The 26,537-nt window shown below is 72.5% G+C and carries 17 protein-coding genes; 13 read left to right on the top strand and 4 right to left on the bottom strand.

Annotation, left to right across the window (positions count from 1 at the left end; genetic code table 11):
• Window positions 1-168: 168 nt before the first annotated feature.
• On the top strand, window positions 169-957 hold the full coding sequence (locus HW837_RS33350) for a sugar isomerase domain-containing protein (protein ID WP_193380899.1): 789 nt from the start codon (window positions 169-171) through the stop codon (window positions 955-957).
• 497 nt (window positions 958-1,454) lie between these two features.
• On the opposite strand, the gene HW837_RS33355 is transcribed toward HW837_RS33350, so the two are convergent.
• Window positions 1,455-4,559 carry a beta-N-acetylglucosaminidase domain-containing protein gene (locus HW837_RS33355; protein WP_193380900.1) on the bottom strand — a complete coding sequence of 1,035 codons (3,105 nt, stop codon included), beginning with the start codon at window positions 4,557-4,559 and terminating at the stop codon, window positions 1,455-1,457.
• 172 nt (window positions 4,560-4,731) lie between these two features.
• On the opposite strand from HW837_RS33355, the gene HW837_RS33360 reads away from it, so the two are divergent.
• From HW837_RS33360 to HW837_RS33385, 6 genes are all read left to right on the top strand, one after another.
• Window positions 4,732-5,256: a MarR family winged helix-turn-helix transcriptional regulator gene (locus HW837_RS33360; RefSeq protein WP_045562277.1), complete on the top strand. Its 525-nt coding sequence runs from the start codon at window positions 4,732-4,734 to the stop codon at window positions 5,254-5,256.
• 175 nt (window positions 5,257-5,431) lie between these two features.
• The gene (locus tag HW837_RS33365) at window positions 5,432-6,355 is read left to right on the top strand and encodes a cyclase family protein (protein WP_045562278.1); all 924 of its coding nucleotides are present in this window, start codon (window positions 5,432-5,434) and stop codon (window positions 6,353-6,355) included.
• A gap of 159 nt (window positions 6,356-6,514) precedes the next feature.
• A complete protein-coding gene (locus HW837_RS33370; protein WP_193380901.1) occupies window positions 6,515-9,712 on the top strand; it encodes a SpoIIE family protein phosphatase in 3,198 nt (1,065 codons plus the stop codon).
• Between the two features lie 176 nt (window positions 9,713-9,888).
• A complete protein-coding gene (locus HW837_RS33375) occupies window positions 9,889-11,532 on the top strand; it encodes a sugar ABC transporter ATP-binding protein (RefSeq protein WP_093789755.1) in 1,644 nt (547 codons plus the stop codon).
• A complete protein-coding gene (locus HW837_RS33380) occupies window positions 11,529-12,653 on the top strand; it encodes an ABC transporter permease (protein WP_045562281.1) in 1,125 nt (374 codons plus the stop codon). The genes HW837_RS33375 and HW837_RS33380 overlap by 4 nt, the downstream gene beginning before the upstream one ends.
• A 162-nt stretch (window positions 12,654-12,815) precedes the next feature.
• On the top strand, window positions 12,816-13,985 hold the full coding sequence (locus tag HW837_RS33385) for a substrate-binding domain-containing protein (RefSeq protein WP_045562282.1): 1,170 nt from the start codon (window positions 12,816-12,818) through the stop codon (window positions 13,983-13,985).
• A gap of 36 nt (window positions 13,986-14,021) precedes the next feature.
• On the opposite strand, the gene HW837_RS33390 is transcribed toward HW837_RS33385, so the two are convergent.
• Together HW837_RS33390 and HW837_RS33395 are read right to left on the bottom strand one after the other, a co-directional pair.
• Entirely contained in the window at window positions 14,022-15,275 is a 1,254-nt protein-coding gene (locus HW837_RS33390; protein ID WP_045562283.1) for a PP2C family protein-serine/threonine phosphatase, read from the bottom strand.
• Between the two features lie 203 nt (window positions 15,276-15,478).
• Window positions 15,479-16,975: an FAD-binding protein gene (locus tag HW837_RS33395; RefSeq protein ID WP_045562320.1), complete on the bottom strand. Its 1,497-nt coding sequence runs from the start codon at window positions 16,973-16,975 to the stop codon at window positions 15,479-15,481.
• Window positions 16,976-17,503: 528 nt separating this feature from the next.
• On the opposite strand from HW837_RS33395, the gene HW837_RS33400 reads away from it, so the two are divergent.
• The 6 genes from HW837_RS33400 to HW837_RS33425 all read left to right on the top strand — a co-directional run bounded on the left by HW837_RS33400 (window position 17,504) and on the right by HW837_RS33425 (window position 24,278).
• Window positions 17,504-18,709: a sensor histidine kinase gene (locus tag HW837_RS33400; RefSeq protein WP_045562284.1), complete on the top strand. Its 1,206-nt coding sequence runs from the start codon at window positions 17,504-17,506 to the stop codon at window positions 18,707-18,709.
• Window positions 18,706-19,107 (top strand): roadblock/LC7 domain-containing protein, encoded by a 402-nt coding sequence (locus HW837_RS33405; RefSeq protein WP_045562285.1) that lies wholly within the window; start codon window positions 18,706-18,708, stop codon window positions 19,105-19,107. Before HW837_RS33400 ends, HW837_RS33405 begins: the two co-directional genes overlap by 4 nt.
• Entirely contained in the window at window positions 19,104-19,481 is a 378-nt protein-coding gene (locus HW837_RS33410; protein WP_045562286.1) for a DUF742 domain-containing protein, read from the top strand. The genes HW837_RS33405 and HW837_RS33410 overlap by 4 nt, the downstream gene beginning before the upstream one ends.
• Window positions 19,456-20,049 (top strand): GTP-binding protein, encoded by a 594-nt coding sequence (locus HW837_RS33415; protein WP_013005331.1) that lies wholly within the window; start codon window positions 19,456-19,458, stop codon window positions 20,047-20,049. The genes HW837_RS33410 and HW837_RS33415 overlap by 26 nt, the downstream gene beginning before the upstream one ends.
• 13 nt (window positions 20,050-20,062) lie before the next feature.
• The gene (locus HW837_RS33420; RefSeq protein ID WP_045562287.1) at window positions 20,063-21,403 is read left to right on the top strand and encodes a cytochrome P450; all 1,341 of its coding nucleotides are present in this window, start codon (window positions 20,063-20,065) and stop codon (window positions 21,401-21,403) included.
• 334 nt (window positions 21,404-21,737) lie between these two features.
• Window positions 21,738-24,278, top strand: coding sequence for a tryptophanase (locus HW837_RS33425; RefSeq protein WP_193380902.1), 2,541 nt, complete (start codon window positions 21,738-21,740; stop codon window positions 24,276-24,278).
• Window positions 24,279-24,424: 146 nt separating this feature from the next.
• On the opposite strand, the gene HW837_RS33430 is transcribed toward HW837_RS33425, so the two are convergent.
• Window positions 24,425-26,362 (bottom strand): SMI1/KNR4 family protein, encoded by a 1,938-nt coding sequence (locus HW837_RS33430; RefSeq protein WP_193380903.1) that lies wholly within the window; start codon window positions 26,360-26,362, stop codon window positions 24,425-24,427.
• Between the last annotated feature and the right edge of the window lie 175 nt (window positions 26,363-26,537).

Consider the following 26,537-nt stretch of genomic DNA (forward strand, 5'->3'; position numbering starts at 1 on the left):
GAGAAGGTATCAGCCACCCGTTGGCGCGACGGCTGAATACCAGGACCGAGCTGGGGCGACCGCACTCGGGGGTGAACTGCGCCATTGCCCCGGGCGCCGGCCCTGTGATTCAGTGATTCACAGGTAAGAGTGTATGGGGTGGTTCAATCCACCAGTGGGGAGTCTCAGGTGTCCGTCGAGTCCGCCAACGAGTCCGTGACCGAGCCGGTGAGCGCCGACCGCTTCGCGCGCGAGGGCCTCGCCGTCCTGCACCGTCTCACCGAGTCCGCGCGCGCCGACGTGAGCGCCGCAGCCGAGCTGATCGCCGACTGCGTCCGTGCGGACGGCGTCGTCCAGGCCTTCGGCACCGGCCACTCCCAGGCCATGGTCCTGGAACTCGCGGGCCGTGCCGGCGGCTTCGTGCCCACGAACCGGATCCAGATGGCCGACCTCGTCCTCTTCGGCGGCGACCACCCGAGCGGCCTCGACGACCCGCTGCTCGAACGCGAGCCCGGCATAGCGGTCCGCCTCTACGAACTGGCCGACCCCCGCCCCCAGGACCTCTTCGTCGTCATCTCCAACTCCGGCGTCAACAACGTCATCGTCGAGATGGCCCTGCACGCCAAGGAACGAGGCCACCGCCTGCTCGCCCTCACCTCCCTCGCCCACACCCGTTCCGTCCCCGCCACCCACCCCAGCGGCAAGAAGCTCGCCGACCTCGCCGACGTCGTCCTCGACAACGCGGCCCCGCGCGGCGACGCCCTGCTGGAACTGCCGGGCGGCGGTGCCGTCTGCGCCCTCTCCACGCTCACCGGCGTCATGCTCGTCCAGATGACCGTCGCCGAGGCCACCGCCCAACTCCTCGCCTCCGGCGACCGCCCCCCGGTCTACGTCTCCGCCAACGTGCCCGGCGGCTTCGAGGGCAACCTGGACCTGGAGAAGCGGTACGCCGGCCGCATCCGACGCACCGCCAGCTGACCACCAGGCTGCCCCCGCGCCCCGTCAGGGGCGCGGGGAACTGCGCGACAAGCCCCCACCGGACCTGCGGTTGAAGTTCCTCGCCTCCAGCGGACCTGCGGTTGAAGTTCCTCGCCTCCAGCGGACCTGCGGTTGAAGTTCCTCGCCTCCAGCGGACCTGCGGTTGAAGCCCCTCGCCTCCAGCGGACCTGCGGTTGAAGTTCCTCGCCTCCAGCGGGCCTGCGGTTGAAGTTCCTCGCCTCCAGCGGGCCTGCGGTTGAAGTTCCTCGCCTCCAGCGGGCCTGCGGTTGAAGCCCCTCGCCTCCAGCGGGCCTGCGGTTGAAGCCCCTCGCCTCCAGCGGGCCTGCGGTTGAAGCCCCTCGCCTCCAGCGGGCCCGCGGTTGAAGCCCCTCGCCTCCAGCGGACCTGCGGTTGAAGCCCGGCCCCCACCGGACCCGTGGTCGAAGCCCCCGCCCCCACCGGACCCGCAGTTGGAGCCCCCGCCCCCCAGCGGAGCGCTACGGCACTGGTACGGGCGTCAGCGCGACCGCCAGCGGATAGGCGCCCGTGGGCAACGGCGTCCCGGCGGTGCCGGAGACGGTGTCGACCGGCACCAGCTCGTTCCCGTCGGCCGTGGTCACGTACGCCGTGCCGCCGTCCCAGCCGAGGCCGACGTCGAACGCGGACCTGCCGACGGTGATCTGTTCGCCGGGCGCACCGGTCACGGTGTCGACGGGCGTGACGTAGTCACCGGTACTGGGGCTCACCCACAGCGTCCGCCCGTCCGGTGACAGTCCGAGCCCGTACGCCTGGCCCGACACGAGCAGCGTCGGCCCGGTGTCGTTGCTCGCGGTGTCGATCGGAGTGACCGTCGACCCACCGGAGTTGGACACGTACACCGTCTTCCCGTCCGGCGCGGCGACCACGTTGAACGGACGGGGCCCGACCGGGATCGCCGCCCCGGCCCTCCGGGTTCCCAGGTCGACCGGCGAGACGGTGTTGTCGTGGATGTTCGCCACGTACAGCGTCCGCCCGTCCGGGGTGATCGCCATGTTCTCCGGCCCCGACCCGACCGCGACCGTCGCGCCCGCCCGCAACGTGCCCGTGTCCACCGGCTGCACCGTCCCGTCCGTGTAGTTGGCGACCCACAACGTGTCGCCGTCCGGCGTCAGCGCGAGCCCGGCGGGGACCCGGCCCACCGCGACCGTGGCGGTGACCTCGCCGCTCGTCACGTCGATGACGCTCACCGAGTTCGAGCCCTGGTTCGCGGCGTAGGCGGTACGCCCGTCGGCGCTCGTCACCACCTCACCCGGGTTGGCGCCCACGGCGATCTCCGTGCTCCTGCCCGAGGACAGATCGATCGAACTCACCGACGCCCCGCTGAAGTTGGCCGTCAGCGCCCGGGGCGTGCCGTCCCCGTCGGTGACCCGCACCGGGAGCGCCCGGTCCAGGACGCCCGCCCCGGACACCACCACGGAGTGCACGCCCTCGGAGACACCGGTCAGGGTGACCTCGGCCGACGCGCTGCCGCCGGCCGGTACGGTCACGGTCCCCTCGGCGGGCGAGGCGGTGACCCCGTCCGGCAGATCGAGCTTCCAGGTGACCGTCCGCGCCTCGGCGGAGGAGAAACGGAGGGCCACCGCCCCGGAGGCTCCAGGCTTCAAGGAGAGCGAACCCGGGACGAAGGAGGCGTCGACGCCGGGATCGGGCGCGTGCCGCAGCATCGCCTGGTACAGGAACTGGTCCATCACCCCCGGCGACACCTGCTGCGGTATCGCGTCCAGCGCCTTGCGCTCGCTCCGCAGCCGGTTCCAGTACGTCGACACCGCGTCCGCGTCACCCCGTCTGCCGGCCAACAGCAGGTCGACGGCGGTCAACCCGGCGGTCCCGTACGCGCCGGTCTTGTCCAGCCACGGCGAAGTCTCCTTCAAGAATCCGGGGTTGGCGAGACGGGCCCGCAGCTCGGCGGGGGTGGCGGCCATGTCGGTGAAGTACGACCGGAGCGCGGCGGACGCCCGGTCGAGGCCGCTGCCCTCCTCGTAGGCCGTGCGGAACGCGGCGATGAGCTTGCCGAGGGCCGGGGACTCGGTGGTGTCGAGCTGGGACGAGTAGCTGTTCTCCGCGAGGATCCGCAGCCATTTCGCGGCACCCGGCCCCGCCAGGTCCCGGACGGATGCGAGGAAGGCGGCCCTGGGGTCGTACGCGTCCGCGTTCCACAGATAGGCCGCCGACGTGAACAGCGCGAGCTTGCTCGCCTCGGCCTGCACCATCGGGTTCGCGGTGACACCGACGGACTCCCGCGCCACCCCGGCCTCCCGGCCCGTGTAGGGGCCGAGCAGGAGACGGCTGGTGACGTAGTCGTTGACCGGGTAGTTGTCCCAGACAAGGATCGGATGCCCGTACACCTCACGGGCCTGCCGCAGCTGCGCGGCGGTGATCGTCGGCGCGATCACCCCGACACCGGTCCACTCCACGACCACGTCCGGGTCCAACCGCTCACGCAGCGCCTTCTTGTACGGGGTGTCCGCGAGGTCCGAGTACTCGGTGGGGACCATCTCCAGCGGATCGAGCTCGGTGCGGCCGGCGGAGAACTCCTCCCACACCCGGTTCAGCAGATGGGCCTGAGCCGAGCCGGCGGCCCCGCCACCGCTACCGAAACGCTCCTCGTCCGCTGCGCAGTTCCACTTGGTGTAGCTGATGTCGTCCAGCGGGATCGCGAAGGACCGCACCCCGATGTCGTACAGCGAGGCGAACTTGCGCACCAGCGCGGTGATGTCGTCGTCCGAGGAGTAGCAGACCGACAGTCCGGGCGAGAGGGCGTAGGTGAACCGGACGTGGTTGGCGGCGGCCCGCTCGACGAGTTCGCGTACCTGGGCGAGCCGGGCGGCCGGGTACTCGTCGCGCCACCGCTCCCGCAGATACGGGTCGTCCTTGGGGGAGTACACGTACACGTTCTGCTTGGTGCGGCCGTAGAAGTCGAGCTGGCTCAGCCGTTCGGCGTGGGACCACGGGGTGCCGTAGAAGCCCTCGACGACACCGCGCAGCGCGGCCGTGGGCCAGTCGCGGACGGTCACCTCGGGCAGGCGCCCGCCGGCGAGGAGTTGGCGGAGGGTCTGGGCGGCGTAGAAGGTGCCGGTGGTGTCGGTGCCGGAGAGCGCCAGCAGTGCGCGGCCGGAGCTGCGGCCGGAGGCCAGGACGTATCCCTCGGCGGGTAGCCCGGCCGGGGATCCTGCGCCGAGCCGCCGCAACGCGCCCCGGGTCGCCGGGTTCTCGTCGGGACCGCCGACGTAGACGGTGAGCCCGGCGGCCGGCGGCCGCTTCCCGGCCGGCACGGTGACGATCCGGTCGGCCCCGGCGGCCCGCAGCGCGGCCTCGACGACCTCGCGCGCGGAGGGGTCGGTGCCGGGTCCGACGACCTCCACCACCCGGTCGGGAACGGTCAGCCGGCGTCCGTCGCCCTCGATCTGCCGGGGCGTCGGCCACACCTCGGGCACCGACGGGGACCCGGGGGCGGACGGTGCGGCGGCGGCCGACGGGAACGAGGGGAGGCTCAGGCTCAGGGCCAGCAACAGCGCCCAGGGGAGACGCCGGGAGCGTGGGAGGAGAGAGGTGATTGAAGCCATCGAAGGAGGCTAGAGCTGCTGAATCAAGCATTCAATAGGGCGGGGGTGGTCTGGCGTGGAGCAAGCGTTTCCTGTGCGCCGGTCACGAGGGCGGGGCTGCTCGGTCATGGGGAGGGAAAATCTGTGCGGATCCGCCGACGGTCCCCACGGTGGGCCGGGATAGAAAGGGACCATGACTGAACGCGAGGGTCCGGCGGGTGGCGTGGACGACGTCGATGAGGTGACGCGCGCGGTGCTGACCGCGTCACGGCTGTTGGTCGCGATCTCCGCCCGGTCGCTCGCCGCCGTCGAGGAACGGGTGACGCTGCCGCAGTTCCGGATGCTGGTGGTGCTGTCCGTGCGCGGCGCCACGAAACTCGTCGTCCTCGCCGACCAGCTCCAGGTCGCCCCGTCCACCGCGATGCGCATGGTCGACCGGCTGATCGCCGCCGGACTCGCCGACCGGCAGACCAATCCCGACAACCGCCGCGAGACCCTGCTCCGGCTCACCGACGAGGGCCGGCGGGCCGTCGAGGAAGTCACAGCCAGGCGGCGCGTCGAACTCGCCGCCGTCGTCGAGCGCCTCGCCCCGAAGCAACGGGCGGCGCTGGTCGAGGCGTTGACCGCGTTCAACACGGCGGGCGGGGAGCCGGTGGCCCCGGCGGCGGACGGCGCGGAGCCGTATCCGCTCGGCTGGGTCGACACGGGGGTGGGCTGAGGCGCCGGGTCACGGGGGTGGGCTGAGGCGCCGGGTCACGGGGGTGGGCTGAGGCGCCGGGTCCGCGCGAACCTCGCTCCGGTGTGCGAAACGGCCATAAGGTGCCTAAGGGGTGTCATATCCATCCGTGCGGGCCTCGCCCTCCCGCCCTGGTGCCGACCCGAAGCGAGGACGTATGAGTGCGCATCCCCCCGTCTCCCGTGAGGATTTCGACGCGCTCTTCGACGCGGTCCGGGCCTGGGGGCGCTGGGACCGGCCCGATCGCGGCGCGTGGAACCGGGTGACCGAGGAGCATGTGCGGCGGGCCGTGGGCGGGGTGCGGTCCGGTGTGGTCGTCCCGATGGCGCTGCCCTGGAACACCCGCTCGGGCCCGGACAACCGGAAGCCCGCCCTGCACCACATGACCGATCTCGGGGACGTGGAGGGCCCCGAGCCCACGACCCACAAGGACTTCATCGCCGCCGACTACCACGGCAAGGGCGTCACCCATCTCGACGCCCTGAGCCACATCGCCTACGCGGGACTGCTCTACGACGGACGGCCGGCCCGCGAGAACGTCGGTGCCGCGGGCGCCCGCTTCGGCGCGGTGTCGGCGCTCGGCCCCCTCGTCACGAGAGGGGTCCTCCTGGACCTCCCGGCCGTGCTCGGCGTCCCCTGGCTGGAACCGGGGCACGCCGTGCGCGCCGGGGACGTCCGTGCCGCGGAGGAGGCGCTCGGTGTGACGATCGGCGAGGGCGACGCCGTGCTGCTGCGCTCCGGACACGTCCGCCGCCGCGAGGAACTCGGCGCATGGGACCCCGGTGCGGCGAGCGCGGGGTTCCACGTGGACGCCGTACCCCTGCTGGCCGAACGGGGCATCGCGCTGCTCGGTGGGGACGGGGACAGCGATGTGCGGCCGTCGCCGGTGGCGGGCGTGCACTCGCCGGTGCACGCCCTGGCGGTGGCCGCGATGGGGGTGCCGCTGCTGGACAACCTGGACCTGGAGGCGCTCTCCGCCGCGACCGCCGAGGCGGGGCGGTACACGTTCCTGCTCGTCGTGGCCCCGCTGAACGTGCCGGGCGGCACCGGTTCACCGGTCAATCCGGTCGCCGTCCTGTGAGGCCGGCGGCGGCGGCCGTGCGCCGGATCGGCCCCGCCCTGCCCGGTCACCGCCAGTGAGAGAACCGGTGAACCGTGACTCGTGTTGCGGATGCCCGTATCCTCGTCAATGCCAGATATTTCCGATAAGCGGATTGTCCAGGGCGCGAGTGAGGCCAGCGTGGTGCGGTCCGACGGCGAGCCGATACCCACGGGGCGTGCGACAGACGGCACGGGCCCCACCCTTTTCCGTGAGCGGTTTCTGCAGGGCGAACCGCTGGAGTCGGGCGTGCGCGCCTCGATCCTCGACTCCTGGCGGCGCTGTCGGTCCCTGGGGCTCTCGCCGGACCGCTCCGACCTCCCTTTCCGGGACGACTTCGACCGCGACGACCGCGTCGCCCGTGCCGCCGCCCCGGTGCTCGACCGGCTGGAGGCCCGGTTCGCCGGCAGCGCCATGAACATCTCCGTCGCCGACGCGAACGGCACGGTGCTGTTGCGCCGCTTCGGCGAGGCGTCCCTGGCCAGAGGGCTCCCGGACATCCAGACCACGCCGGGGTTCGTGTTCGCCGAGCGGTTCGCCGGCACCAACGGCATCGGCCTGGCCCTCGCGGAACGGCGGCTCATCCGGGTCTACGGCGCCGAACACTTCGCCGAACGCTCCCAGGGCAGCGCCTGCCGCGCGCTCCCCGTACGCGACCCGCTGAGCGGCCGGATCGAGGGCGTCCTGTGCTTCGGATATCCGCGCGGCTTCGAGAACCCGGCACTCTCCACGGTGATCCGCAAGGCGGCCGCGGCCATCGAGCGGCGGCTGCTCGGGCAGAGTTCCGCGCGTGAGCGCTCCCTGCTGCGGGCGTATCTGGACGCGGGGCCCGAGGCGGGCGTCGCGGGACCGGGGCACGGCGTCGGCGTCGACGAACTGGCCCTCGGACTGCGCCCCGCCGACCGGGCGACCCTGCTGGAGAAGGCCGCCGAGCTGATCTCGCGCGCGCAGCGGGCGGCCGTCGAGGTGTCCCTCACGGACGGCCGCCGCGTCACCCTCGTGAGCCGCCCGATGACCAGTGCCTCCGGGGTGGAGGGCGTCGCCGTCGAGGCCGTCGTGCACGACTCCTCCGGGCAGGAGACCTTCGCCGCCCCCCGCCGGGTCGAGCCGGTGCTGAGCCTCACCGCCGGGCCCGCGAGCCCCGTCACCCCCCTCGCCCCCGTCGGGCCGCCGCTCGTCCATCGCCTCCGGAACGCACCTCTCCCCGTGGCCACCGGTCCTCTCGCCTCCGTTCCGGCCCCCGGCCACCTGCGCGAAACCGCACCCCTCGGCAGGACGGGCACCGGCATCGACGGCGCCACGGCCGACGCCTCCACGGAACCCCGGGCCTCCGGCGTCCCGTCGACCACCGAGGGCTCCCGCCCTGCGGCGGACGGCTCGCTCCCCGCAACCGAGGGCCCGGCCGCCGAGCCACTGCACACCCGTGAGGGCGTCACCACCGCCCCCGGCGCCCCGCCCGCCACCGACCGTCCCGCTTCCGCAGTCGACGACCTCCTGCACACCCCCGAGGGTGTGGCCTTCACCGCCCCCGCTGCGCCGTCCCCCGGCCAGGGCCCGCCCGCCGCCGTCACTCCTCCGGCCCCCGCCGACGGCCACCCCGGCACTCGCCCTCGCCCCCGCCCGCGCGCCCCCGAGAGGGGCCTGCTGATGGTGGGGGAGCCGCACGTCGGTGGCTACGCGCTGGCCGCGCGCCGTCGGCTGGAGCTGCTGTCCGAGGCCAGTGCCCGGATCGGCACCACCCTGGACGTGCGCCGCACCGCCCAGGAGCTCGCCGAGACCGCCGTCCCGCGCCTCGCCGACTTCGTCACCATCGACCTGGCCGAGCCCGTGCTGCGCGGCGAGGAGGCCGCCGACCCCCGGAGCGACCTGCGGCGCACCGTGGTCCACGGCATCCGTGACGACCTCCCCTTCAGCCCCGTCGGCAAGCAGGTCGACTACGGCCCGACCGTCCCGCAACTGCGCTGCCTGACCAGCGGCGAGGCCCTGCTGGAGCCGGACCTGAAGACGGCGGCGGGCTGGCTCGCGCAGGACCCCGAGCACACCGAGCGGCTGCTGAGCCACGTCCACTCCCTCATCGCGGTGCCCCTGGTCGCCCGCGGTGTCGTCCTCGGCGTCGCCGCCTTCTACCGCGCCCAGGACCCCGCCCCCTTCGGCGACGACGACCGCTCACTGGCCCAGGAACTCGCCACCCGCGCCGCCCTGTCCATCGACAACGCCCGCCGCTACACCCGCGAACGCACCATGGTGCTCGCCCTCCAGCGCAGCCTGCTCCCGCAGGGACTCCTCGACCGGGACTCCGTGGAGGTCGCCCACCGCTACCTGCCCGCCGAATCCGACGTGGGCGGCGACTGGTACGACGTCATCCCGCTCTCCGGGACCAGGATCGGCCTCTTCGTCGGCGACGTCGTCGGCCACGGCATGCTGTCCGCCGCCACCATGGGCCGTGTCCGCACCGCCGCCCGCAGCTTCGCCGAACTCGACTTCCCGCCCGACGAGGTCCTCACCCACCTCGACAACCTGGTGGGCCGGCTGGACCGCGAGGACCCCGTCTCCGACGGCGGCGGCATCATCGGCGCGACCTGTCTGTACGCCGTCTACGACCCGACCTCGCAGCGGTGCACCCTGGCCCGCGCCGGCCACCCGCCGCCCGCCCTGGTCCAGCCCGACGGCACCGTGTCCTTCCCCGAACTGCCTGCCGGCCCCCCGCTCGGCCTCGGCGGCCTCCCCTTCGAAGCCGTCGACGTGCATCTGCCCGAGGGCAGCACCCTGGTCCTCTACACCGACGGCCTCATCGAGGACCGCGAACGCGACGTCGACGTGGTGCTCGACCAGCTGCGCGCGGCCCTGGCCCACCCCGAGCACACCCCGGAGGAGACCTGCCGGGTGGTCCTGGACACCGTCGCCTCCCCCCACCCCGGCGACGACATCGCCCTGCTCGTCGCCCGCACCCACGCCTTCGACCCGAGCCGCGTCGCCACCTGGGAGCTGCCCGCCGACCCGGCCCGCGTCAGCGAGGTCCGCGCCGCGGCCCTGCGCCAGCTGGCCGACTGGGGGCTCGACGAGGCCGCGTTCGCGGCCGAACTGGTGCTCAGCGAGCTGATCACCAACGCGATCCGCCACGGCGCCGGGCCCATCCGGGTACGGCTGCTCCGTGACCGCTCCCTGATCTGCGAGGTCGCCGACACCAGCAGCACCGCCCCGCACCTGCGCCGGGCCGCCACCACCGACGAGGGCGGACGCGGCCTGTTCCTCGTCGCCCAGCTCTCCCAGAGCTGGGGCACGCGCTACACCACGGAGGGCAAGGTCATCTGGGCCGAGTGCGGGCTCGACGGCGGCTGAGGCGAGCAGCGTCCCTGCGGCGGCCCGCCCTCCGGCCCCGTACCCGTCGGGGGCGGCGATCGTGACCCGATATCACCAAAGGGGTGAAAGACGCGAATAACGCGTAAGGGGCGGTTAGCATCGCTGGCGCAAGTCGAAGTCGGGAAGAACCCGCCAGGCCGACCCCGGAGCTGTCCGTGCACGACGCTCACGACACCTCTGCGCAGCCGGCCCCGCTCAGCGGGGCCGAGCCGCTGGTGCGTGTCCGCGGTCTCACGAAACGTTTCGGCGGAACGGTCGCCCTGGCCGGGGTCTACCTCGACGTCCACGCGGGCAGCGTGCTCGCGCTGCTCGGCCCCAACGGCGCCGGCAAATCGACGCTCATCAAGATCCTCGCCGGTGTCCACCACGCCGACTCGGGGTCGATCACCGTGGACGGACACCCCCTCGGGAGCCCCGCCGCCTCCCACCGCATGTCCTTCATCCACCAGGACCTCGGACTCGTGGAGTGGATGACGGTCGCCGAGAACATCGCCCTGAGCAACGGGTACGCGCGCCGGGCCGGACTGATCTCCTGGCGGCGCACCCGGGACCGCTGCACCGAGGCCCTGGCGCTCGTCGGCGGCACCGTCGACCCCGACGCGCCGGTCGCCCGCCTCGCCCCCGCCGAACGGTCGCTGGTCGCCATCGCCCGCGCCCTGGCCACCCGGGCGGGCCTCATCGTGCTCGACGAGCCGACCGCCCGCCTTCCCTCGGCGGACTGCACCCGCCTCTTCCGCGTCCTGCGCGGCCTGCGCGACCGGGGCCACGGCATCCTCTACGTCAGCCATCGCCTCGACGAGGTGTACGAGGTCGCCGACACCTTCGCCGTCCTGCGCGACGGCCGCTTCGTCAGCCAGGGCTCGACCGAGGGCCACAGCCCACTGCGCCTGGTGCGCGACATCACCGGCGAGGAACCACCGGGCCCACGCCCCACCCCGGCACGGCCCACCGCACCCACCCCGGCACGGCCCACCGCACCCGGACCGGCCGCGGCCCCGGCACCGCCCGCCGCCGCGGCCACCGGCCCCGTCCCGCTGACGACCGGCGCCCCGGCGGTGCTCGTGCTCGACGGCGTACGGACATCCGGTGCCGGACCCGTCGACCTGGAGCTGCGGGCCGGGGAGGCCCTCGGCCTGGTCGGGCTCTCGGGCGCCGGACACCTGGACCTCGGCCGCGCCCTCGCGGGAGCCCGCCCCCTCATCGGCGGACAGGTCCTGCTGGACGGCGCCCCCTACCGACCCCGGTCCGTCACCGACGCCGTCGCCCGCGGTGTCGCCCTCGTCCCCGGCGACCGGCAGCGGGAGGGCTGCCTCCCCGGGCTGACCGTACGGGAGAACCTCCTGGCCAACCCCCGTGCCGGGGACGGGCCCACGCCGCGCTGGATCGCCCCCCGCCGGGAACGCGCCGAGGCCGCCGCCCTGACCGAACGGTTCTCGGTGCGGCCCCGCGACAGCGAGAGGACCATCGCCACCCTCTCCGGCGGCAACCAGCAGAAGGTCATGATCGGCCGCTGGCTGCGGACCGGGCTGCGGCTGCTGATCCTGGAGGAACCGACCGCGAGCGTCGACGTCGGCGCCAAGGCCGCGATCCACCGCCTCCTGGACGAGGCCCGGGGCGAAGGCCTCGCGCTCCTCCTCATCTCCACCGACTTCGAGGAGGTGACGGGCGTGTGCGGGCGCGCCCTGGTCTTCGTCCGGGGAGCGGTGACGGCCGAGCCGAGCGGCCCGGCGCTCACGGTCGCGGGCCTGACCCGGGCGGCCTCGGCCATGCCCCCCTCCGGCACCGCGACGCATCCGTGACGGCCCCGCCCTCCCCGCCCGCGCCGCGCCCGCGCCGCCCGCGCCCGCCGCACCGGCTCCGCGTCCGGGGCGGCCCCGGCGGGCACCTCGTCGGCGCCTACGGTCTCCTCGGCCTCACGGTCCTGCTCGTCCTGGTCTTCTCCCTGGCCCTGCCGCGCACCTTCCCCACTCTGGACACCCTCGACGCGATCCTCTCCACCCAGTCGATCCCGGCCGTCCTGGCGCTCGCCGCCATGGTGCCGATCGTGACCGGCGCGTTCGACCTCTCCATCGGCTACGGCCTCGGGCTGGCGCACGTCATGGTCCTGTACCTCATCGTCGAGGCCGGCTGGCCATGGCCGCTCGCCTGCCTCGCCGTGATCGCCGGGGGGACGGTCGTGGGCGTCCTCAACGGGGTCATCGTCGAGTTCGGCCGGATCGACTCCTTCATCGCCACCCTCGGCACCGGCAGCATGATGTACGCCGTCACCGGCTGGATCACCGACGGCGGCCGGATCGTCCCGGGCCCCCAGGGCCTGCCGCCCGCCTTCACCGACCTCTACACCTCCACCTTCCTCGGTCTCCCGGTCCCCGCCTTCTACGTGCTGGCGCTCACCGTCGCCCTCTGGCTGGTGCTGGAGCGGCTGCCGATCGGGCGGTACCTGTACGTCGTCGGGTCGAACCCGCGCGCCGCCGACCTCGTCGGCATCCCCGTCCGCACCTACACGATCTGCGCCTTCGCCACGTCCGGCCTGATCGTCGGCTGCGCGGGGGTACTGCTCGCGGCCCAGCAGCAGATCGGCAATCCGAGCGTCGGCCTCGACTATCTGCTGCCCGCCTTCGTCGGAGCCCTTCTCGGCTCCACCGCCATCAGGCCGGGCCGTCCCAACGCGCTGGGCACCCTCGTCGCCGTCGCCGTCCTCGCCGTCGGCCTCACCGGCATCGCCCAGCTGGGCGCCGACTTCTGGACGGTGCCCCTGTTCCACGGCGGCACGCTCCTCCTCGCCGTCGGCCTGGCCGGGTACGCCGCCCGCCGCCGGATGCGCACCGGAGTCTTCGCGGCCCGGGCCGCTCCCGCCGCGACCCCGGACACACCGTCCGCACCGCCTCCCGACGGCGCCCCGAACGACCGTGGCCCCTGAACGAGTCGCCCGTCCCGGCCACCCGTTCGGCGGCCACCCACCCGGCCGGCCATTCGCCGGCCACCCACCCGGCCGCCCCATCCGGCGGGCCCCGCCCGGCCCCCCTCGCGGCCGCCAGCTCCCGACAGCGTCTCCCCGCTCGTCCCTCCGCAAGGAGTCCTCGTGCACCACCACCGCACCGCCCGCTCCGGCGCCCTCAGGGTCCGCCGCGTGGCGACCGCCCTGCTGACCGCGGCGGCCACCGTCGTACTCGCCGGCTGCGAACGCGGATCGTCCGGCGACCCGGACCCCTCCGCCACCGGCACGAGCGGCTGCCCCGAGGCACAGGCCGAGGCCGCGGCCGCCGTCAGCCGCGCGGAGCGCGACGACGTCCCCTGGAACGGCCCCACCGGCGGACCCAGGGCCGTGACCGGCAGAACCCTCGTCTACGTCGCCCAGACCATGACCAACCCCGGAGTCGCGGGCGCCGCCGAGGGCGTACGGGAGGCCGCGCGGGTCATCGGCTGGAACCTGCGGGTGATCGACGGCGGAGGCACACCCGCCGGCATCCAGGCCGCGATGAGCGAGGCCGTGACGCTCCGCCCCTCCGGCATCGTCATCGGTGGCTTCGACCCCAACTCGACCTCGCAGCAGCTCGCGCGCGCCGAACGGGCCGGCATCCCGGTCATCGGCTGGCACGCCGTCGCCGCCCCCGGCCCCAGCCGGAGCCCCGCCCTCTTCACCAACATCACCACCCAGGTCGAGGACGTGGCGAGGATCAGCGCCCGCTGGGTCATCTCCACCTCGAACGGCGACGCCGGGGCCGTGATCTTCACCGACGCCTCGATCCCCTTCGCCAAGAACAAGTCCGAGCTGATCAGGGACGAACTCGCCACCTGCGAGGGCGTCGACCTGCTGTCGTACGTCAACATCCCGATCTCCGACGCGAGCAGCCGGACGCCCCGCGAGGTCTCCTCGCTGCTCTCCCGCTTCCAGGACCGCTGGACCCACTCGGTCGCCATCAACGACCTGTACTTCGCCGATGCCGCCCCCGCCTTCCGTGCGGCCGGCAAGGACGGGGCGGGGCCGCCGTTCAACATCGGTGCCGGGGACGGCGACCCCTCCGCCTTCCAGCGCGTGGACAGCGAGCAGTACCAGGCGGCCACCGTCCCCGAACCGCTCACGCTGCAGGGCTGGCAGATCGTCGACGAGTTCAACCGGGCCTTCTCCGGCAGCCCCGCCAGCGGCTATGTGGCGCCGGTCCACATCAGCACGGCCGACAACAGCGAAGGCGCGACGAGCTGGAACCCGTCGGGCTACCGGGAGGGGTACCGGAAGATCTGGGGCAAGTGATCCCGCCGCCCTCCCCGCCGCCCTGTCGTCGGCCGGTCAGAGCCGGAGGACGATCAGCGCGGTGTCGTCGGTGTTGCCGGTCGGCGGCAGCAGATCGGCCAGCAGGGCGTCGGCCAGGGTCTCGGGGTCGTGCCCGCGGTGGTGGGCCAGGGAGGCGGCGAGGCGCTCCAGACCGGTGTCGATGCTCTCGGTACGGCGCTCGATCAACCCGTCCGTGTACAGGACCAGGGTGGAGTCCTCGACGAAGGGCGTGCGGGCCTGGGGGCGCGGGAGCCGGGTCGGCCGGGCGGCGAGCGGTGGGTCGGTGGCGCCGTCGAGGAAGGTGACGGTGCCGTCGGGGTGCACCAGCGCGGGCGGCGGGTGGCCCGCGCAGCTGTAGGTGATGGTGCGGTCGTCCCAGTCGATGAAGGTCGTGACGACGGTGGTCGACTCGGCCCCGTCGACGGAGCGGGCGTAGCGGTCGAGGGCCTCCAGGGCCTGCGCCGGACCGTCGGCGACGCGGGTGGCCCCGCTGAGGGCGCTGCGCAACTGGCCCATGGCGCAGGCGGCGGCCAGACCGTGCCCGACGACGTCGCCGACGGCCACCGCGAGGCCCTCGTCGTCCAGTTCGACCAGGTCGTACCAGTCGCCGCAGACGTTCAGCGCGCCGATGGCCGGCCGGTACCGCACGGCCGCGTCGTGGGAGCCGGTGGGGCCGGGCGGGGGCAGCATCGCCGCCTGGAGCGCCAGGGCGACCTCGCGCTCATGGGCGTGGGCGGTGCGCAGCCGTTCGTTGACCTCCTGGAGTTCCCGGGCGCGGGTGTACAGCTCGGCCTCCAGCACCCGGGCCCGGTCGGCCTCGCCCGGCGTGCCCCGGGGGTCCTCGTCGGCGGCGCCGCGGGCGCGGATGAGTTCGGTGACCTCCTCGACCCGGTGCACGATCATGGCCACCTTGCCGTCGGGGCCGAGGACGGGGGCGTTGACGGGGCTCCAGTAGTGCTCCTGCCAGAGGCCGGGCCGCTGCGGGTCCTCGATGTCGTAGCGGAGCAGGGCCATCGTGTCGCGTTCACCGGTGGCCACCGTGCGCAGCATCGACGCCTCCGTCTCCCGCATGCCGGCCGCCGCCGGTTCGTTCGGGTTCTCGGGGAAGACGTCGAAGATGTAGCGCCCGATCAGCTCGTCGCGGCTGCGTCCGGCCAGCCGTACGAAGTCGTCGTTGGCGTCGGCGTACACCAGATCGGGCGTGAGCAGCGCCACCATGCCGGGCAGGGCCCGGAACACCTCCGCATAGTCGATATGCGGTTCCCTCATGTCCAGCCTGCCTTGGCGCCGAGCGTCGGTGTGCCGTTCCACGATAGGCGCGAACCGACCGCGGGACCCGGCAGTCCGCGCCACGGATGCCGAAACCTCCGCGATCCGCCACGTGGGTGTCCCACGAAAGAGTGACGCCGCCTTGTGTACGGGCCCGGTCCGCCGCCTTCGCGCGGGGGACGGACCGGGCCCGGTCCGACCGGTCAGAAGATGCCCGGGCCCGGGGTCAGGACCCCGTGCGGGTCGTAGCGGTTCTTCCAGGTGGTGAACGTTTCCCACATCGGTCCGTAGTGCGCCCGCCAGTCCGCCTCCGTGAAGGCGCACGCGCCGTGCGGGTAGCGGACTCCGCCGACGGCCGCCGCCTCCTGGTAGTAGCGGTAGTTGCGGTCCGTCATCCGTGACGCGAAGTCGGGGTCGGGGCCGGAGCGGGCCGCGTCCGTGAGCACGCTGACCAGCCAGACCCAGGGGCCGCCGGTGCCGTCGGGCAGCCGCAGCAGTGGTCGGCCGTAGCTCGCGCGCAGCATCGGGAAGACCAGGCCGAAGCCGGTCGGCCCCAGGTCCTCGGCGGTCAGCGACGGGAACACCGACGCGACGTACTCCTCGACCGCGCCGTCCGGCAGGAACAGGTCCGACCAGGGCTTGACCTTCGCGTCCCAGTCCAGGTTCGCCGCGAACGCGTCGTACAGGTCGGTGACCAGGGACATGTAGTCGAGATAGGAGTAGTCCTCGAAGGCGGCGGAGGCCGCGGCGGGGCTGAGTCCGCGCAGCAGACGGGACCCGTCGGGGGTGTCGCCGGGGTTGTGGAAGACGGTGGCCCACAGGACCAGGGGCTGTGCCGTGCCGGGCTGCGGGATGCTGCCGAGCGAGTCGAACTCGCCCCGGTCCGCCAGGACGCGGATGTCCTGGAAGAACGTCGGGATGTCCGGGTAGCCGATCCGGTAGGTGCGGGCCCGCTGCTTGGCCGGCACCAGGTCGACGGTGGCCCGGGTGATGACGCCGCACTGCCCGAGCCCGGCGAGCGCCGCCTCGAACAGATCACTGTTCTGGGATCCGGAGCACCACCTCATCCGGCCCTCACCCGTGACCACTTGGAGCCGGCGGGCGTGGTCGACCTGTGCGCCGACCCGGTAGGACGACATCATCCCGATCCCGCCCATGGACAGCGTCCCGCCGACGGTCGTCCTGGTGTAACTGGTGATCGACGCCGGTGTGAGGCCCTCCTCGTACGCGGCCTCGATCAGGTCCTTCCACAGCACACCGGCGTCGACGTCGGCGCCGTCCGCGCCGATCGAGTGGATCGTGTCCAGCGACCGCATCTCGACGACCAGGCCACCGCTGACGAGCGGTTGGCCGAACATCGCGTGGTGGGCGCCGGCCGGGGCGACCTCGATGCCGTGGTCGGCGCAGAAGGCGACCATTTTCCTGATGTCCTGCACCGACCCCGGCCGCAGCACCGCGCACGGCGTCCGGAACATGATGTTGCCCTGGTCGTGGGCGTTCGCCGCGAGTGACTCCGCGTCGAACACGAGGGTCCCGTCGAGGGGTGGGGCCGTGGCGAAGGACGCGACGTCCGCGGCCGCCGCCTCGGTCACCCACTGCCGGGTGAGCAGGTCGAAACCGGCCACGAGCGCCAGGCTCCCGGCGCCGAAGCGGGCCAGGAACTGCCGTCTGCCGACGGGACCGCTCTGTCTCTCTGTCATGACAGCCTCCGTGGTGTCGGCGCGGCGGATGATCGGCACGCCGCGCCGGGTCTGTCGTCCTGTCCGGGGGAGGAATCGGTGCTCGACCGGTACTCGACCGAACCGGACCGATGACTCAGCGTGGTCATCACCAAGCGCGATCTCCCCCTGACATTCCGCTTACGGCTCATCATGACTTCCCGGGGGCCCGCCGCGCGACGGGGTCGGGGCGTCCGATCTGTGCGGTGGGGCGGTGGAAGCGCGCGCCGAAGTGGATTTACCTCACGGCGCGACAGAAGCCCTGATTCGGCCTTGCCCGTGCAGGTGCGGCACGCCTCAACCGTCGCAAGGACCGCGCAGGTTGACGATCCGTCATCAGGTCGAGTGATGATACGATCACCGCACTTACCGAACGGACGGATGGGTGCAAAAGGAGCATCTCTCGCCATTCGTGGAGGCCTGGGTGGCAACCCCGAAGTGGCTGGCCTTCGGTCTGTGTGAAGTGACGGAAATTCAGTAGCTGGCCATCGGCCGCCTGAAGAGGGTCTCATGACGCAATACATACAAAATCCGGCGCTCTGGGCACTCATTGTCGTAACCCTTGCCGCCGTCGCCCTGATCATTCGTCAGCGTCGGGCGGCGCGAGCTTTACGACAGGAGATCGCAGGGCTCAGAAATCACTACGGTGAATTGGAGAGCCAATACTCGGATTCCGTCCGCGCGGCCCAGCAGGAAGCCGAAGGTGAGACGAGGACGGCCCTGAAGGCCGCGATGCGGACCCTCCAGGGTCTCGCCGCCGAACAGCAGCGCATCATCTCCGGGCTCCAGCGCAAGTACGGCGACTCCGTCATGCTCCAGGACCTCCTGGAGATCGACCACATGAACGCGCAGTTCGGCCGGCGTGCCCAGTCCATCGCCGTGCTGTGCGAGGGCTGGCTCGGCCGCCACCGCGACGTCGCCTCGGTGTACGACGTGGTCCGCAGCGCCCAGGGCAGGATCCGCCACTTCCAGCGGGCGCACATCCTGTCCAAGGTCGACTTCGGCGTCACCAGCCGGGCCGTCGAACCGGTGGCGCTGGCCCTCGCGGAGCTGCTCGACAACGCGACCAGCTACTCCAGCCCGGACACCGTCGTCGAGATCAACGTCCGCTCCGTGCCCAAGGGCGTCTGCATCATCGTCGACGACGCCGGAGTCGGCATGAACGAGGAGGAGAAGGCGAGGGCCGAGAAGCTCCTGACGAGCGAGCGCGTCACGGGTGTCTCGGGGCTCGGCAACCCTCCGCAGTTCGGCTTCGCGGTGATCGGTGTGCTCTGCGAGCGGTTCGGCTTCACGGTGTCGGTGGACTCCACCTCCCCCTACGGAGGTGTGCGGGCGGTCGTGCTGCTGCCCGACGAGCTGCTCACCACGATGCCGGAGCCCAAGCAGCCGACGGCGTCGGTGGAGTCCGTCGCGCCGCGCGACGTCCCCGCCCCCGTGGAGGCACGGCCGGCCGCGTACGACAGTGCCCCCGACTCCTCGCTGCCCGTGGGCACGACCGAGGACGGTCTGCCCAAGCGGCGTCGCAAGCGGCCGATGGCCCTGGTCTCCAACGGTCCGTCCGCCGCCCCGGCTCCCCGGCGCCGCAGCGAGGACACGGCCGCGATCATGGCCGCCTTCAAGCAGGGCACGGACGCGGGTCGCGCCACACACCCGGAGGCGGGGGAGCGGCCGAGCGGCTCCCACGACGCTAGCAGCGAAGGGCACGAGGTCCAATGAACAACGATCTTTCATGGATGCTTGACAGCGCCCTGGAGATCCCCGGAGCTCTCCACGCGGTTCTGGTCTCCTCCGACGGGTTGCTGAGGGCCCGTTCGCGGGGAGTGGACAAGGACGACGCGGACAAGGCCGCCGCCGCGATGAGCGGTATGCAGTCGCTGAGCCGGTCGCTGGCGTTCTTCTGCTCCCGCTCGGATCTGCGGTGGCAGCAGACACTGGTCGAGTTCGACGGCGGCTGGATCTTCCTGATCTCGGCCGGTGACGGTGCCTACCTCGCGGTGTCGGCCTCCTCCGACGTCGACATGGCGGACATCACCTTCCGGATGCAGCAGCTCGTCGGCCAGCTGGGCAAGGTCATGACCGCTCCGCCCAGGGAGAGCAGCGTGGTGGGGCCATGAGCGATTCCGACAGGCATGAGCACGAGGCCGCCGAATTAGTGCGGCCGTACGTCATCACCGGCGGCCGCAGCCTGCCCGGGGAGAGCCAGTTCTCCCTGATCACGCTGGTCACGGCGGTCGCCGACCAGCAGCAGCGGCCCGCTCGCCTCTCGCCGGAGGAGCAGGACCTGCTGCGTATGTGTGTCGGCGGTTACCTCTCCGTCGCCGAGATCGCGGGGCACCTCCAACTCCCGGTGGGAGTGGTGAAGATCCTGCTGGCCGCGCTCTCCGAGGCCGGCTATCTCGTCACCCGCCCGCCGGAGACCCGTGCTCCCGTCGCCAACCTGAAGATTCTCGAGGAGGTGCTCAATGGTCTCCAGTCCAAGTTTGGATGAACGGGCGTACGTCCCGGGCGGAGAGACGCAGACCGCCGTGAAGATCCTGGTCGTCGGGCACTTCGCCGTCGGCAAGACCACGTTCATCGGGTCGATCTCCGAGATCTCGCCGCTCTCCACCGAGGAGACGATGACGCAGGCGGGCGAGGCGATCGACGACCTCAAGGGCGTCCAGGGCAAGACCACCACCACGGTCGCCATGGACTTCGGCCGCCTCACCGTCAGCGACCGCGTCGTGCTGTACCTCTTCGGCACACCCGGCCAGCAGCGCTTCGTACAGATGTGGGAGGACATGGCACGCGGCGCCCTCGGCGCGCTGGTGCTGGTCGATCCCGAGCGGCTGGCCGACTCCTTCGCCGTGATCGACCTGATCGAGCAGTACGGACTCGACTACGCGATCGCGGTCAACCATTTCGACGGTACGTCGATACGTGATGCGAGGGCGCTGCGCGAAGCGCTGGATCTCCTCGACGACACCCCCATCGTCACCTGCGACGCGCGGGACGAACGGTCGTCGGCCGAGGCTCTGATCACGCTCGTCCGCTACTTGATGGACCGCGCCCGTTAGGAGCAGAGCAGACATGACCCCCGACTCCCCTCTTCCCTCACCCCCGCCCGGCTGCCCGGCGCACGGCAGCGGACTGCGGATTCCGCTGTACGGACCGGAGTACGCGGCCGATCCGCAGGCGTACTACGCGTACATGCGGCACTACGGGCCGAGCGCTCCGGTCGAGATCGCGCCCGGCGTCGACGCGACCCTCGTCACCGACCACGCCACCGCGCTGAAACTGCTCCAGGACCCCGGCAACTTCCGCAAGGACGCCCGCCGTTGGCGAGACGTCGCCGAGGGCAAGGTCGGCCCGGACAGCCCGGTCGTCCCGATGCTCGGCTACCGTCCCAACGCCATGTTCACCGACGGCGCCGAGCACGCGCGGCTGCGGCAGGCGATCACCGACAGCCTCGCCAAGGTCGACTCCCGCCGCATCAGCGACATGACCAAGCGGGCCTCCGACTACCTCCTCGCCCAGGTCTCCGGCCGCGGTTCCATCGACCTGATGAACGACTACGTCAAGCAGCTGCCGCTGCTCGTGTTCAACGAGCTCTTCGGCTGCCCGGCGGACATCGGCGACCGGGTCGTCTTCGGCATCTCCGGAGTCTTCGAGGGCGTCAACGCCGAGAAGGCCAACCAGGTGCTGGGACAGGCCGTGTTCGAACTGGTGGCGCTCAAGCGCGCCAGGCCGGCCGACGACGTCACCTCGTACCTGATGCGGCACGAGGCGCGCCTGACCGACGAGGAGTTGGTGCACCAGCTGATCCTCCTCCTCGGCGCGGGCGCCGAACCGCTGCGCAACCTCATCGGCAACACCCTGCACCGGCTGCTCCTGCACGACCGGTACGCCGACGGCGGTCTGATCGAGGAAGCCATCGACGACACGCTGTGGGAGAACCCGCCCATGGCGAACTACGCGCCGCACTACCCCGCGGCCGACATGGAGTTCGGCGGCGCCAAGCTGCGGGCGGGCGACCTGGTGCTGGTCAGCATGACGGCCGCCAACACCGACCCCGCGCTGGTGGCGTCCGGTCAGACCGGCGGACGGCGGGCCCACCTGTCGTGGAGCGCCGGCCCGCACGCCTGCCCCTCCAAGGAACTCGCCCGGCTCGTCACCATGGTGGCCATCGAGAACCTGCTCAACCGTCTGCACGACATCGAACTCGCGGTCCCCGAGGACAGCCTGACCTGGCGTCCGGGCCCCTTCCACCGCGCGCTGGCCGCGCTTCCCTGCCGCTTCACCCCGCAGGTCGTCCAGCGGCCGATGCCGCCCCGCGTCGCGGAGCCCTCCGCAGGCGAGGAGAACGCCCCGGCGGGACGCAAGGCCGAGCGTGGCGTGTGGGGCTCCTTCCTGCAGTGGTTGAAGGGGTGACGCAGACAACAGTCTGTGACAGCGGTTACTGCATGAGTATTCAACCAAAGGGGTAGTAACGCGGCGGCATTCGTGGTGACCAATGAACCAAGGGAGGTGTCGTGGACCACATATCCATCGGCGCCGCTTCTGCTCGACATCCGGATCTCTTCCGCCGCTCCCGACGAGACATCGACTTACACCGCGCGGAGACCAGGGGCGTGACCCGCCACCAGTCGCCGCGAGACGAGATACCCGCCCAGGCCGGCGGGTATCTTTCTGTGTCCCCGCACCCGCTCCGCCGCCGGGGGACAGCGGCTCCACCTCCGTACTCCGAGCAGAGGCGGGAGGCGTGGTGAGCCCTCTCGGGTCCGGCACCGGGAGCACCCCGGGGGACCGGACGCTCGGCGCCCTCGTGACCGGCCAACTGCTGCGGCTCTGCGAGGTGTCGGGGCTCGGCCCGACCGACGCCCGGAACTACGCGCGTCTACTGACCGACTCGCTGGGGGCGGTGGCCGAACGGCCCCTGAACCTGCCGCCCCCGTCCCTCAGTTTCCTGTCCGACGACTCCACCCCGGTGGAGTACTCGCTCTCCCTCACCCCGGACGCGTCCCCCGCCGTACGGGTGCTGCTGGAACCGGGGTGCGGTGCCGGTGATCTCCGGGAGAACGGCCGCGTCGGACTGGGCGCCGTCCGTGCGATGGCACGGAGCTGGGGCTTCGCCACCGACCAACTCGACGCACTGGAGGACCTGTTCCTCCCCGCCGACCCGCAGGGCCCGCTGGCGCTGTGGATCGCGCTGGAGCTGCGTCCCGGGGGCGTCCCCAAGATCAAGGTGTATCTGAACCCGTCGGCGTCCGGCGGGGACCGGGCCGCCGAGACGGTACGGACGGCACTGGACCGGCTGGGCCACCGGGACGCCTTCGACGCGCTGCCGCCGGCCGACGGCTACCCGTTCTTCGCGCTCGACCTGGGCGACTGGGCGGCACCCCGGGTGAAGATCTACACCACCCACCGCGACCTGGCGGTGCCGGACGTCGGCGCCCTGTGCCGGATGGAGAACGGCCCCGACAGCGCGACGCTGGAGGAGTTCCTCCGTACGGCGGGCGGCGTCGACGCGGCAGCGGACGGCACCCGGGCCCTGCCGGAGGCCCGGTTCGACCGGCGGCCCGTCCTGTCCTGCCACTCCTTCACCCGGACCACCGGCGGACCCACCGGCTTCACCCTCCATGTCCCGGTCAGGGACTACGCCCGCGACGACGCGGAGGCACTGCGCCGGGCCGGGGCCGTCCTCGGCCGTCACGGGATGGACCCCGGCGCACTCGACCGCCCGCTGGCCGCCGTCACCGGACGCAGGCTGACGGACGGAGTGGGGCTCGTCGCGTACCTGGCGCTCGTCCACGAGCAGGACAGACCGGCCCGGGTGACCGCGTACCTCTCGTCGGAGGCCTACGCGGTGCGGCCGCCCAACGGCCACCCGCACATCGAACACGAACCATTCAGCAGCACGTCAGGAGCAAGAACCCTTATGGAGCCCTACCGCATCAAGGTCGTCGAGCCCATCGCGCTCACCACCCGTGAGCAGCGCGAGGCGGCGCTGGAACGGGTGCATTACAACCTCTTCGACCTGCGCGCCGAGGAGGTGACCATCGACCTGCTCAGCGACTCGGGCACCGGCGCCATCTCGGCCGCCCAGCTGGCCGCGGGGATGGAGGGCGACGAGTCGTACGCGGGCTCGCGCTCCTTCTACCGCTTCCACGAGACCGTGACCGAACTGACCGGCTACCGGCACATCCTGCCGGCCCACCAGGGGCGGGCCGCGGAGCGCATCCTCTTCACGAACCTCCTCGAACCCGGTGGCATCGTCCTCGCCAACACCCACTTCGACACGACCCGGGCCAACGTCGAGCTTTCCGGATGTCAGGCGCATGACATTCCCTGCGCGGAGGCCCGCGACCTGGACAGCGTCCTGCCCTTCAAGGGCAACATCGACCTGGACAGACTCCGGCAGACGCTGGAGGGACCGGACGGCTCCCGGGTCCGGGTGGTGATCATGACGATCACCAACAACGGCGGCGGCGGCCAGCCGGTCTCCATGGAGAACCTGAAACAGACCGCCGAGATCTGCCGCCGGCACGGTGTCCCGATGATCCTGGACGCCGCCAGGTTCGCCGAGAACGCCTGGCTGGTGACCCGCCACGAGGAGGCCTACCGGGGCCGCACCCCGCGCCAGGTCGCCGAAGAAGCGTTCCGTCTCGCCGACGGCTGTGTGATGAGCGCGAAGAAGGACGGCATCGTCCACATCGGCGGATTCATCGGGCTCAACGACCCCGAACTCGCCGAGAAGTGTGAACGCCTCCTCATCGCCACCGAGGGCTTCGCCACCTACGGCGGTCTCGCCGGCCGGGACCTCGACATGATGGCCACCGGCCTGCTGGAGGTGACCGAGCCCGCCTACCTCGCGGAGCGCGCCGACGTCGCCTCCCATCTCGCCGACCGCGTCCGCGCGGCGGGCGTCGACCTGCTCGAACCCCCGGGCCTGCACGCCCTCTACCTCAACGCGGGCCGCCTGCTCCCGCACATACCGCCCCACCACTACCCGGGCCACGCCCTCGCCTGCCGCCTCTACCTCGAAGGCGGCATCCGCTCGGCCGAGCTCGGTTCCCTCTACCTCGGTGAGGAGGACGAGGACGGCAACCCCATCAAGAGCGCGCCGTACGAACTGGTCCGGCTCGCGCTCCCGCGCCGGGTCTACACCCGCAGCCACTACGACCACGTCGGCAGGACCCTGGAACGCATCGCGAAGGAGCGGGAGTCCGTCCGCGGCTACCGCATCGTGGAGCAGTCCCCGATCCTGCGGCACTTCCGCGCCAAACTGCAGCCGGTGACCGCGTGACCGCGTGACCGCGTGACCGCGTGACCGGCCGCGCCGGCGGTGGTCGCCCCGTGTGTGAGCGGAGCGGCCATCGCCGGGCGCGGCGATGGGGCGAGAGGAGCGGACGGTCCGGCCGGGCAGCCCGGAGCAGGTCGGACCAAGTCGGCTCAGCCCAGCCGGATGACGGAGAACGTCTCCCCTTCCGCGGGTGGCCGAGTCCAGGAGCGGGTCGTGAAGGTGTGCAGCCGCCCGCGGGTGATCGCGTGCCGCGGCAGGTGGACACCGAACTCCCCGGCCACCGCCTCCAGCAGCGCCCGCTCGGTCTCGGCACCGCGCCTCGGCCGGCCGAAGAACCGGCTCGGGTCCAGCGCCCGCGGTATCTCCCCGCTCTGCCGGACCTGGCCGTCGACGTAGGTGAACCCGTACTGCTCGGTGCCGTCCCGTGCCACCGAGAGATGGAAGTACGCCTCCTCGTGCTGCCTCCTGAGGCCGCTCCACACCACCACCGCGCGGGTGCCCGCGCTGGCCCGCGCGGCCGGGGAGACGAACCGCTGCCGGCCGAAGGAGGAGGGTTCGCCGTCGAAGGCGAAGCTCCAGCCGGGGCCGGCCCGCCCCACCGACACGAGGGCCCTGTCGTCGTAGGACGAGAACTCCCTCCGGCCGTGCAGCCATCTGCGGCGGGCCTCCCAGGAGGTCAGGGGTTCGCTCAGCACGGCGCCGCCTCCGCCCCCGGCCTGGCCGCCGCCGGCGCCGCCACCCTCGTCGCCGTCCGCGAGACGGCGGGGCAGGTCCTCCGGGTCCACCCCTTCCACCAGGACGAACCGGAAGCTGCTGCGGTTGTTGCCTGGGTCCGGCTCCGCGAGCCAGGCCAGGTCGTCCGGGTCGAGCCGGTCCGTCGGCTCCGGCGCCGCACCCACCTGCCCCCCTCTCGGCGTGGAGAGCAGCTCGCGGCCCCGCTCCAGGGTCGCGAGCGGCCCGAGCAGGGGGTCGGCCACCCACCCGAGCGGCGCCAGATGGTCCGGCCCCAGCGGCTCCCACCGGGGCAGGGCGTCCCGCAGCGTCCGCCAGGCCCCGTCGGTGTCGCCCCACCGCGCCGACTCCCGCGCCCGCTCGACCGCCTCCCCGAACGGTCCGGCCGCCGTGTACCGGTACGTGCCGTCGCGCACCCGCTCCAGCGTCGCGTGGGCCAGCGCGACCAGGTCGGCGTCGGCGCCCCGCAGGTGGTAGGTGAGCGTGGAGTCGTCCCGGTACGAGTGGGCCGCGTGCTCGGCGACCAGCGGGGGCAGCAGCTCGGGCGCGTACCGCGGATCCGTCGCCAGGCCCTCGAAGTACACCCCGGTATGTCCGAGCAGGCGGCGCAGCTGGTCACCCAGCCCGGCCGCCCGTGGTCTGCCGTACCGCTGGGCCTCGTCCAGCGCCTTCGCGGCCCGCTCCCAGTCGCCGCGCAGCGCGTCCTGCCGGGCCTGCTCCATCCGGGCGTCCAACCGCCGCGTCGTGTCGTTGACGAACTCCGGCTCCCCGCCGCTCCCGCCCGCCCGCAGGCTGTGGAACTCCCGGTGCATCTCCCGCATGAACGCGGTGAAGTCGGCGTGCCGCTCGGGCGGGGCGGCCCGCCAGCTCGACCACGTGTAGACGGCCCACTCACCGCGCTCGTCGACGTCCTCGGGATCCAGTAGGACGTGGGTGACGTCGGATTCCACATCCAGCTGCAGGCCCCGCCGCCAGAGGTCGGCCTCGTGCCGTTCCTCGGGGTCGGCGTCCTCGTCCAGGTACTCCTCGAACATGTCCGCGAGCCCCGACTCGTTCTCGTGCCAGCGGGCGTCCCCCGTCCCGGCCAGCAGCCACACGAAGCCACCCGCGTGCCGCCAACCGTCGCTCACCGCGAGGAACTCCCGGTACGACGGGGGCATCCGTCGGCCGAGGCGCTCCTCCATGGCCGCGATCCGTTCCTCGGAGGCGGGCGGGAACCCCAGCCACCGGGCCTCCCGGGCGGCGTCGTCGTCCCTGCTCCGTGGCTCGTCGTCCCGCAGGGAGTCCGCCCACTCCTCGCTCCACCCGCGTAAGAAGGACTGCCAGTCGAATGCCGCGCTGTCCGTGTCGGTCATGCGTCCGATGCTGTCACCCACCACTGACAACGAGAGCCTGCCCGACCGGCCCCGTCAGGGAGCGTAGCGCCGGGGGACCGGCTCCGACCTCGGTGAACGGAACGCGTTCCGCGCACAAACGTGCGTCAGCACGTCGTTGACCGGTGTTCCGCGCGGGGGCCAGGGTGGTGGAGCC

The organism is Streptomyces caniscabiei (genome assembly GCF_014930365.1).
GTDB lineage: Bacteria > Actinomycetota > Actinomycetes > Streptomycetales > Streptomycetaceae > Streptomyces > Streptomyces caniscabiei.

What these genes read in the sequence shown, in the direction of transcription:
- HW837_RS33355 (WP_193380900.1), bottom strand. Translation starts at nt 4,559, where the DNA reads ATGGCTTCAATCACCTCTCTCCTCCCACGCTCCCGGCGTCTCCCCTGG.
- HW837_RS33360 (WP_045562277.1), top strand. Translation starts at nt 4,732, where the DNA reads ATGACTGAACGCGAGGGTCCGGCGGGTGGCGTGGACGACGTCGATGAG.
- HW837_RS33365 (WP_045562278.1), top strand. Translation starts at nt 5,432, where the DNA reads ATGAGTGCGCATCCCCCCGTCTCCCGTGAGGATTTCGACGCGCTCTTC.
- HW837_RS33390 (WP_045562283.1), bottom strand. Translation starts at nt 15,275, where the DNA reads ATGAGGGAACCGCATATCGACTATGCGGAGGTGTTCCGGGCCCTGCCC.
- HW837_RS33395 (WP_045562320.1), bottom strand. Translation starts at nt 16,975, where the DNA reads ATGACAGAGAGACAGAGCGGTCCCGTCGGCAGACGGCAGTTCCTGGCC.
- HW837_RS33400 (WP_045562284.1), top strand. Translation starts at nt 17,504, where the DNA reads ATGACGCAATACATACAAAATCCGGCGCTCTGGGCACTCATTGTCGTA.
- HW837_RS33405 (WP_045562285.1), top strand. Translation starts at nt 18,706, where the DNA reads ATGAACAACGATCTTTCATGGATGCTTGACAGCGCCCTGGAGATCCCC.
- HW837_RS33410 (WP_045562286.1), top strand. Translation starts at nt 19,104, where the DNA reads ATGAGCGATTCCGACAGGCATGAGCACGAGGCCGCCGAATTAGTGCGG.
- HW837_RS33415 (WP_013005331.1), top strand. Translation starts at nt 19,456, where the DNA reads ATGGTCTCCAGTCCAAGTTTGGATGAACGGGCGTACGTCCCGGGCGGA.
- HW837_RS33420 (WP_045562287.1), top strand. Translation starts at nt 20,063, where the DNA reads ATGACCCCCGACTCCCCTCTTCCCTCACCCCCGCCCGGCTGCCCGGCG.
- HW837_RS33430 (WP_193380903.1), bottom strand. Translation starts at nt 26,362, where the DNA reads ATGACCGACACGGACAGCGCGGCATTCGACTGGCAGTCCTTCTTACGC.